Source organism: Achromobacter sp. Marseille-Q0513, assembly GCF_018195695.1.
Classification (GTDB): Bacteria; Pseudomonadota; Gammaproteobacteria; order Burkholderiales; family Burkholderiaceae_B; genus Achromobacter.
The window spans coordinates 1-8,934 of sequence record NZ_JAGTJY010000222.1; the positions used below are offsets into that span (position 1 = coordinate 1).

Sequence of the window (8,934 nt, forward strand, 5' to 3'; positions counted from 1 at the left end):
CGTCGCGCCGCCGCGGGCAGGAACACGGGAAACCAGGTGTCGCTGCCCGGCCCTTCGGCCCGCATCGCATCATAGGAGTCGAAGCGCCGCTCCTGGCCGTCGTCGAACCGCGCAACCAGCGCGACGCCCGCCAGCACGACGACCAAAGCAACGACCGCGCGGATCCGTGCCGGCATGGAATTCAGGAATCGCATCAGGTCCTTTCCTTGTGTTGTGCGGCAGCATCTTCCGGTGCCGCCCGCCCTCATTACCCACACGCCCGCCAGGACGCCAGCCCGGCCCATGCCCGGCGACGAGCTTTTATCACAACGCGCGGGCAATCACGCGGCAACTCGCCTTCGCGCCATCGCCCGAAGGCGCGAAAGTCGGCGCCGGCCCCCCATCCGGCGCGCGCCGGCAGGTTTCTTCTCCGGGTTTGCCTGGATGAGATAAAACATCAGAAACCTTGCAAAATATTGCATACCGCGCATCCAGTTCCGGCCAGCGCGGCCCGGGACGCGACGCCATGCCTGAGCATCTTCATTCCTACACCGCTGCACCAAACCGGCATAAAAAGATGAAACCAGAGAGCAATGCGCCCGTCCCCTTCCGGCCCGAGGCCGGCCTGCCCGCGACCGACCCGGCCGCGTCCCAAGCCATGCTCGACAGCCTGAGCGATCCCTTCATCTGGCTGGATCCGGAATGGCGCGTGCGCTATCTGAACCCGGCCGCGGCGCGCCTGCTGCGGCGCAGCCTGGGCGAGCTGGCCGGCCACAACGTCTGGGACAGCTATCCCGACCTGGCCGGCTCGGGCTACCACGACGCCTGCCGCGCCGTCGCCGCCACCGGCCAGCCGGCGGCCCATACCGGCTACTACGCGCCGCTGGCGTCCTGGTTCGAGGCCCGCGCCTTTCCGGCGCGCGACGGCATCGTCCTGGTGCTGCGCGATGTGTCCCACGTGCACGCCAAGATCTCGCAGCTGCGCTACCAGGCGACGCACGATTTCCTGACCGGCCTGCCCAACCGGCGCCAGTTCATGGACACGCTGTCCGGCGCCATCGCCGAGGCCGCCGCCGGCCTGGGCCGCCAGCGCACGCTGCTGGCCGTGCTGTTCCTGGACCTGGACCGCTTCAAGGAAGTCAACGACACCTTCGGCCATGCCGAGGGCGACGCGCTGCTGCGCGACGTGGCCGAGCGCCTGCGCCGCTTCCAGACCCCTTCCATCTTCTGCGCGCGCGCCGGCGGCGACGAGTTCGCGCTGGTGTTGCGCGACACCAGCGAACGCGCCGCCGAGGCGCTGGCCAACTCCTTGCTGAACCTGCTGTCCATGCCGCACCAGATTCACGGCCGCTCGGTATCGCTGGGCGCGAGCATCGGCATCGCCACCATGAATTCGCCGGCCGATTCCGCCGACGTGCTGCTGGACTACGCCGACGCGGCCATGTACGCGGCCAAGGCCGCCGGCCGTTCCCAGGTGCGCGTCTACCGCCATGAGCTGAGTCCGGGACTGCAGGAGCGCAACGCGCTGCGCGGCGACATCCAGGCCGCGCTGGACGGCAACCAGTTCGAGCTGCATTTCCAGCCCCAGGTCGACATGCGCGACGGCTCCATCTGCGGCGCCGAGGCGCTGCTGCGCTGGCGCCATCCGTCGCGCGGCCTGCTCGGACCGGCCTCGTTCCTGGACGTGCTGCTGGACTCGCCGCAGGAACTGGCGCTGACCGAGTGGGTGGTCGACACGGCCTGCTGGCACCTGAGCGAATGGCTGACCGTCGGGCTGCCCATCCCCAAGGTCTGCTTCAACCTGTCGGCCCGGCAACTGCTGGCGCCGAACCTGGCCGCCACCCTGGTGCGCCTGTGCCAATCGCACGGCGTGCCGCCCGCGCTGCTCGAAGTCGAGATCACCGAGAACACGCTGATGGGCAACGTGGACCAGGCCACGGCCGCGCTGCGCGAGCTGCGCCAGGCCGGCATCAGCGCGTCGCTGGACGACTTCGGCTCGGGCCAGGCCAGCATGGCCTACCTGATGCAGGTGCCGATCAGCACACTCAAGATCGACAAGTCCTTCGTCTGGGCGCTGGGCGCGGTGTCCACCGCCACCGCCGTGATCCGCGGCATCGTCTGGCTGGCCCATTCGCTGGGCATGCGCACGCTGGCCGAAGGCGTGGAGACCGAGGCGCAGCGCCAGTTGCTGCAGGACGAGGGCTGCGACGCGATGCAGGGCTATCTGTTCAGCCGCCCCCTGCCTCCAGCCGCCTTCGCCGCGATGATCGCCGCCGCGACCGCCGGCGACATTCCCGAGGGCGACGAGCGCGATGGCGGGGACTTCTCGCCGCCCTGACAACCGGCGGCGGAAGTCGCGCGATGCCACCGGCCCTCCGCGTTGCCCTAGCCCTGAACCCTGACCGGATCGGTCGCCAGCAGATGGTTGGTGAAGGATTCCTTGGTCTCGCAGCGCCAGCTCGCCCACAGCTTGCCCGCGCCTTCGTCCAGTTCCAGCGCCAGCCAGTTGCGGGCCGCCATCACGTAGCGGTTCGAGCCCGGGAACAGCATCATCTCGGCGCTCAGGTTGACGTCCAGCGTCTGCGCGGAACCGGCCACGCTGTCGAGCACGTGGAAGAACAGCCGCTCCATGACGGACACCAGCGAGGGATGCACCACCGCGGTCGAGGTCAGCTGCTGGATCTGCGCCCAGTTGTCAGCCGGCTCCACGTCCTTGCGATAGACCACGCCCCAGGCCGCCACGTGCACGTCGCCTGACACGATGGTCGCGCGCAAACGCTTGTCCCTGGCGGTGCGCAGCAGGGTCTCGACCAGACGCCGGCGCTCGCCTTCGTGGTCGTCGTTGGTCCAGTGGTCCTTGAGATCGTCGGCGCTGCTGTCCAGCACGTGGTCCTGGCCGAAGCTGTCCATGAAGGCCTCGGCCAGCGAGAGCTTGGGATGCACCACGGGCACCGAGGACATGAACAGCAGGTGGCGCGGCGCGCTCGCGGCGCCGGCGGGCAAGGCCGCCAGCCAGCGCTGCATCGCGTCCCAGGACGCGGGACCCATCACCTGCTCCTGGGAACGCTCGCTGCGCAGGTCCGCGACCATCAGGCTGACCGGTCCCGCCTGGTGCGCGAAGGAGAAGCCCGGCTGCCCGTCCAGCAGCGGCAGGGCCAGCTTGTCGCCCGCCAGGATGCGCGGCCAGGCGATGGGCGCGTACAGCGGATCGTCGTCCCGCACCCGCACGTCGGCGCGCGGCGTCAACGGCGGCAGCAGCTCGATGGCGTGCTGCATCTGGAACACCCAGAACGCGCGGCGGGCATGGTGGAACAGGCGCTGGAACAGAGGGCTGCGCTGCATCTCCGGACTGTAGGAGCCCCAGCCGTCGAAGATATCGTGGTCGTCCCACATCATCACCGTGGGCATGCGCGCCATGGCCTGGGCGGCGTCCAGCGGCGTCGCCCCGCCACCCCAGGGCGCGCGGTCCTTGCGCAGCCAGCGGTCGGCGTACAGGCGCAGGTAGTAGTCCTCGATCTCGCGCTCCAGCGCGGCGTCCACCGGATAGCGCAGCTGTTCGTCACGCGTCAGCCCGATCCAGCGCTTGAGCGGCTTGATGTCTTCCCAGATCGAATCGAAATAGATCTGGTCGCCGCCCATCAGCATCAAGTGAAAGCGCTGGCCGCCCTGGTCGTGGATCTGCGCCTCGTGCCACAGCTGCTCGCGATCGAGCGCGTAATCGGCCGGCCGCAGCTGCCTGTCGTGGTTGCACAGCAGGTCGGCCCACACGGCGTTCTCGGCCTTGATGAGCTTGCGCATGCCGCCCGGATCGGAAAACCCGTTACAGGACACGTAGGCCATGCGCGGCGCCGCGCCCTTGGCCGGCACGGTGAACTGCCAGGTCTCGTCCACGCCGTCGATGGCGTAGGACACCCGCCGTTCATCCTTGCGCGCCTTGCACGACAGGTCGTAGCGCAGGTAGACGCGCCCCTGATGACGCAACAGCGTCACCGGCGCGGCCGCCCGCTTGCCCTCCAGCGACAGCGCGGGCGCGCCGGCGCCCTCATCCACGCCGATCAGCGCCGATACCTTCCACGTTCCGTCCGCGCCGGCGCCGCGAAACGACAGCACTGGTCCCAGCAGCAATTTCGCCATGTCGCTCTCCCCCTGCGGCCATCGCGCCGGCGGCCCACGCCGCCCGGCCCCTCCCGGCCTGAGGGCAGCGTAATGGCGGCGGCGCGAAACGCCAAGCGCGGCGCGGGTATCATTCTTTTCCTTGTTCCGCTGCACCCCGAATTCACATGGAAAAGATCCGGCTCGACAAATGGCTGTGGGCGGCCCGCTTCTACAAGACGCGCAGCCTGGCGTCACAGGAAATCGGCAAGGGCCGCATCCTGGTCAACGGCCAGCCGGCCAAGCCGGCGCGCGAAGTCGCGGCCGGCGACCGCATCCAGGTGCGCAAGGAAGACCCCGCCATCGAGGTGCTGGTGCGCGCGGTGAGCGGCGCGCGCGGCCCCGCGCCGGTGGCGCGGCAGCTCTATGAGGAAACGCCGGAAAGCGCGCAGGCGCGCGAACGCGCCGCCGAGCAGCGGCGGCTGGCGCCCGAGCCGGCGCTGGACCTGGCCGACGGCCGGCCGACCAAGCGCGACCGGCGCCTGATCGACCGCATGCGCGGCAAGTAGGCCGCCGGCGCGATCAGAGCGCGCGGCCCACGATCAGCGGATCCAGCGCCATGTCCGGATCACCGCTCTTGCCGTCGTACGGCAGGCGGTTGAGCACGTAGCGCATGGCGTTCAGGCGCGCGCGCTTCTTGCAGTCGGACTTGACCACGATCCACGGCGCGTCGGCCGTGTCGGTGTGCGCGAACATGGCTTCCTTGGCGCGCGTGTAGTCGTCCCACTTGTCCAGCGAGGCCAGGTCGACCGGGCTGAGCTTCCACTGCTTGAGCGGATGCACCTTGCGCTGCTGGAAGCGGCGGCGCTGCTCTTCCTGGCTCACCGAGAACCAGAACTTGACCAGGTGGATGCCGCTGGACACCAGGTGCCGCTCGAAGTCCGGCACCTGGCGCAGGAACTCCAGGTACTCGGTCTGGTCGCAGAAGCCCATCACGCGCTCGACGCCGGCGCGGTTGTACCAGGAGCGGTCGAACATGACGATCTCGCCCGCCGTGGGCAGGTGCTGCACGTAGCGCTGGAAGTACCACTGGCCGCGTTCGGTGTCGGACGGCTTCTCCAGCGCGACCACGCGCGCCCCGCGCGGGTTCAGGTGTTCCATCATGCGCTTGATGGTGCCGCCCTTGCCGGCCGCGTCGCGCCCCTCGAACAGGATCACCACGCGCTGGCCGGTGGCCTTGACCCAGGCCTGCAGCTTCAGCAGCTCGACTTGCAGCGCGTACTTCTGCTTTTCGTAATTGCGCCGCAGCATGCGGTGGCGGTAGGGATAGATGCCCTCGCGCCAGTCCACGGCCAGCTCGTCGTCCGGATTGCGGCGGCCGACAGGCCCCTGCACGTTCACTTCCAGCAAGGCGCGGTGCACGGCGCGCGCGTCGTCCGGCGACAGTTCCTCGATCACCGCGCGCAGCGCCTCCTGCGCCTGGCCGGGGCCGGCGGCCTGGTAGCGGCGGGCGATGTCGGCCAGCACGGCGGCCGTCTCCTGGCGGGCGGCGTCCTCGCGCTCGGCGACGCGGCGGCGCAGCTGGGCGGCGGGCTCGTCGGCCGCCGCGCGCCGGCGGGCCGTGGTCGTCGGCGCGGGGACATCGGCGCCGCCCTTGCGCGCGGGCGCGCGGCGCGGCGCCGCGCTGCCGCGGGTCGTGCCCGTGGCGCGCTTGCGCGTCGCGTCCGCCGTGCCCGGCGCGGAAGATGGCGTGGTCTTGTCTGTCATGGTCATGGTCCTTGCTGCGCGTGGCCCGGGCCGCGAACGGCGGACAGCCGCCCGCGACCGGCGAGGAAAAAACGGCAACCCTAACCCGCTCGCCGCCGGGCCTGTTTGATCCGGATCAATGCTTGTAACATTTTTGCAATGTGCGGACCTGCTACCCTGCCCTGTCCGCACTCGTCCATCGCCCATTGCCCATTGCCCATGTGGTCACGCCTGAAACGCCTATGCACCCGCCGCCCCGCGCCGCCACCGGCCAGCCGCGTGCGCGTCGACGACGCGGGCATCTGGCGCGACGCCGGCGCGGCGGGCGTGGCGGAGTTCTGGCCCTGGGCCAACGTGCGCGAGTTCGGCTTCCGCCTGCTGCTGGCGGGCTTTCCCGATCCCTGGAGCGGCGACTACCTGGAAGGCAGCTGGTTCATCCGCGTGCCCAGCGACGGCGGCGGCATGCTGGCCGTGGACTTCGACGCGGACGCGCTGGATCCGGACCATCTGCCGCCGGCGCTGCTGCGCCGCCTGCCCGGCCTGGACCTGGCCGCGCTGCGCCAGGGCGTGGCGGCGGCGCGCCGCGCGCCCAGGGATGGGCTGCGCGAGGGCGAATGGCTGGCCTGGCGCAGCGACGCCACGGACGCCGCGCCCTGACACCGCGCCAGCCCGGCGACCGCCGACGCGGGGACTAGGTGCGATCCAGCCCCTGCTTCAGGTCCGCGAGGATATCGTCGGGCGTCTCCAGTCCCACCGACAAACGCAGCAGTCCTTCTGACAAGCCATAGCGCTCGCGGTCCTCGGCCGAATAGCTGGCATGCGTCATCGACGCCGGATGCTGGATCAGCGTCTCGGGATCGCCCAGGCTGACCGCGATGCGCGCCAGCTTCAAGCCATTGAGCAGACGCCGGCCCGCATCCAGCCCGCCCTTCAATTCAAAGGCCACCAGCCCGCCGCCGGCCGATTGCTGGCGGCGCGCGATCTCGGCGCCGGCCGTGTCGGCCAGGCCCGGGTAGAACACATCGGCCACCGCCGGATGCTCGCGCAGCAGCCGCGCCACGCGCAGCGCCGATTCGCTGTGACGCTGCACGCGCAGCTCCAGCGTCTTCAGGCCGCGCAGCACCAGGAAGGCGGTGAAGGGCGATAGCGTCGCGCCGGTGTAATAACGCAGCCCCTGCAGGCGCACCGCGTCGACCAGTTCCTTGCGGCCGGCCACGGCGCCGGCCAGCAGGTCGCCATGGCCGCCCAGGTACTTGGTGGCCGAATGCAGCACCAGGTCGGCGCCCAGCGCCAAGGGACGCTGCAGCACCGGCGTGGCGAAGGTGTTGTCGACGATGGTCAACAGGCCCTTGCCGCGCGCGATGGCCGACACCGCCTGGATGTCCACCAGCCGCAGGTTGGGATTGGCCGGCGTCTCGAAATACACCGCGCGGGTCTTGGGGCCGATGGCGGCGGCCACCGTCTCCGGGCGCGTGAAATCGGCGAACACCGCGCGCACGCCAAAGCGCGCCAGGCCCTGCGTGAACAGCGTGAAGGCCGTGCCGTAGACGATCTGGTCGACCACGATCTCATCGCCGCTTTGCAGCAGCGAGAACAGCGTGGCCGAGATCGCGGCCATGCCGGACGCGGTGACGACGGCGGCCTCGGCGCCTTCCAGCGAGGCCAGCCGCTCTTCCAGCAGGGCCTGCGTGGGATTGCGCGTGCGGCCATAGACGTAGCCGCTGCGCTCGCCCAGGCGGATCTGATCGAAGGCCTCCAGGCTTTCCTGCGTGTAGGTCGAGGTCAGGTAGAGCGGCGGCGACAGCGCGCCCTGCTCTTCCAGCGGGTCATAGCCCAGGTGGATGGCGCGCGTGGCGAAGCCTTGCTGCGAGTGATCGGTCATGACGGGACTCCTGTGTGGTCCATGTTCATCGAAGACGCGGCCATGGCCGCGCCGGAAAGTGCTGCCTGCCGCTGGAGCGGGCCGGCGCCGCATTGACGCCGCCGCGCGGCGTTGTTACATTTTGAGATCCCCACGCATTCCCAACCGGCATCCCATGAACCCGCAATCCGGGCCCATCCAGGCTCAAGGCCAGGCGCCGCTGTCCGCGGCGGCGCAGCGGCGCGCGGGCTGGCTGCTGCCCCTGCTGCTGGCCTGCGCGGTCTACATGGCCGAAGGCACGTTGCGCATGCTGCTGGCGCGCCAGCCGGCTACCAGCCTGGAAGTGCTGGGCATGATGGCCGTGCCACCCTTGCTGGCCTGTGCGCTGTTCGCGATCGGCAAGCGCTTCCGCAATCCCCGCAGCCAGCTGTACATCGCGCTGGCCGTGGGCCTGGTCATGCTGCTGGGCGACGCCGGCCAGGCCTGGAGCCGGATCGAGCAGAACCGCCAGCGCGAGCTGGCCAGCGCGGGCATCCGCGACGCCATGACCGTGCTGCGCCGCATGGCCGGCGGCGCGGAGAAACCCGGCGCGCTGCCCGACATCGATCCCACGCCTCGCGCCCACGGCGCCTACGGCGAGCTGGAGCGCGCGGTCAAGACCGTGGCCGGCCAGCGGCTCGCGCAGCACAAGGCCTACGTCAAGGATCTGGACGACATCGGCCTGCCGCGACTGTTCGATCCGGGCCGGCTGGCGCGCGACACGGGCCTGGTGGAAAGCCGCATGATTCTCGAACTGGCCGGCCGCCTGCTGCCGACCTACCGCCAACGCAACCAGCAGGCGCTGGATGAAATGCCGGCGCTGATACGCGCGCTGGACATCGACGACGACGCCAGGACGCGCATGCTCGACGGCGTGGCGGCGCAGCGGCAGGCGCGGCTGCGCGACGTGAACCGGGCCTGGGACCTGGAAACGCGCATCCTCGACGAGTTCGGCCAGATGATCACGCTGCTCGACGACAACCGCCCCTACTGGGTCGCGCGCGGCGGACAGCTGCTGTTCGAGCGCGACGACGACCTGGCGCGCTATCGGAAGCATCAGGCCCGCGTCGACGCCCTGGTCCGCGAACAGGACCAGCTGGGCGCGCAGCAACTGGCCAGCCTGCTGCCGGCCACCCTGCCCTGACATACGCCGCCGCATCGCCGCGTCAGCGCTTGTGGTCGGCGCGGCGCGACAGCCATTCGCCGGTGAACTGCAC

The 8,934-nt window shown here is 70.3% G+C and carries 8 protein-coding genes; 4 read left to right on the forward strand and 4 right to left on the reverse strand.

The features are described 5' to 3' along the window. The coding region (locus KDH83_RS27440) for a hypothetical protein (RefSeq protein WP_212321518.1) at positions 1 to 194 on the reverse strand (194 nt) is incomplete at its 3' end. Positions 195 to 556: 362 nt separating this feature from the next. Here KDH83_RS27440 and KDH83_RS27445 point away from each other — a divergent pair. Next, positions 557 to 2,317 carry an EAL domain-containing protein gene (locus KDH83_RS27445; RefSeq protein WP_249205392.1) on the forward strand — a complete coding sequence of 587 codons (1,761 nt, stop codon included), beginning with the start codon at positions 557 to 559 and terminating at the stop codon, positions 2,315 to 2,317. A gap of 47 nt (positions 2,318 to 2,364) precedes the next feature. Here KDH83_RS27445 and KDH83_RS27450 read toward each other — a convergent pair whose 3' ends face one another. Next, positions 2,365 to 4,113, reverse strand: coding sequence for an alkaline phosphatase D family protein (locus tag KDH83_RS27450; RefSeq protein ID WP_212321519.1), 1,749 nt, complete (start codon positions 4,111 to 4,113; stop codon positions 2,365 to 2,367). Between the two features lie 146 nt (positions 4,114 to 4,259). Between KDH83_RS27450 and KDH83_RS27455 the strand changes: the two genes are divergently transcribed. Beyond that, a complete protein-coding gene (locus KDH83_RS27455) occupies positions 4,260 to 4,640 on the forward strand; it encodes an RNA-binding S4 domain-containing protein (RefSeq protein ID WP_212321520.1) in 381 nt (126 codons plus the stop codon). A gap of 13 nt (positions 4,641 to 4,653) precedes the next feature. Here the strand turns inward: KDH83_RS27455 and ppk2 are convergent, their stop codons facing one another. Further along, positions 4,654 to 5,838, reverse strand: coding sequence for a polyphosphate kinase 2 (ppk2, locus tag KDH83_RS27460; protein ID WP_212321521.1), 1,185 nt, complete (start codon positions 5,836 to 5,838; stop codon positions 4,654 to 4,656). Between the two features lie 258 nt (positions 5,839 to 6,096). On the opposite strand from ppk2, the gene KDH83_RS27465 reads away from it, so the two are divergent. Next, the gene (locus KDH83_RS27465) at positions 6,097 to 6,474 is read left to right on the forward strand and encodes a hypothetical protein (RefSeq protein ID WP_349291680.1); all 378 of its coding nucleotides are present in this window, start codon (positions 6,097 to 6,099) and stop codon (positions 6,472 to 6,474) included. Positions 6,475 to 6,508: 34 nt separating this feature from the next. On the opposite strand, the gene KDH83_RS27470 is transcribed toward KDH83_RS27465, so the two are convergent. Continuing rightward, entirely contained in the window at positions 6,509 to 7,699 is a 1,191-nt protein-coding gene (locus tag KDH83_RS27470; RefSeq protein WP_212321523.1) for an aminotransferase class I/II-fold pyridoxal phosphate-dependent enzyme, read from the reverse strand. Between the two features lie 154 nt (positions 7,700 to 7,853). Here KDH83_RS27470 and KDH83_RS27475 point away from each other — a divergent pair, with 154 nt between their 5' ends. Beyond that, complete coding sequence (locus KDH83_RS27475; RefSeq protein WP_249205393.1) at positions 7,854 to 8,861, forward strand: hypothetical protein; 1,008 nt, start codon at positions 7,854 to 7,856, stop codon at positions 8,859 to 8,861. Positions 8,862 to 8,934 lie beyond the last annotated feature (73 nt).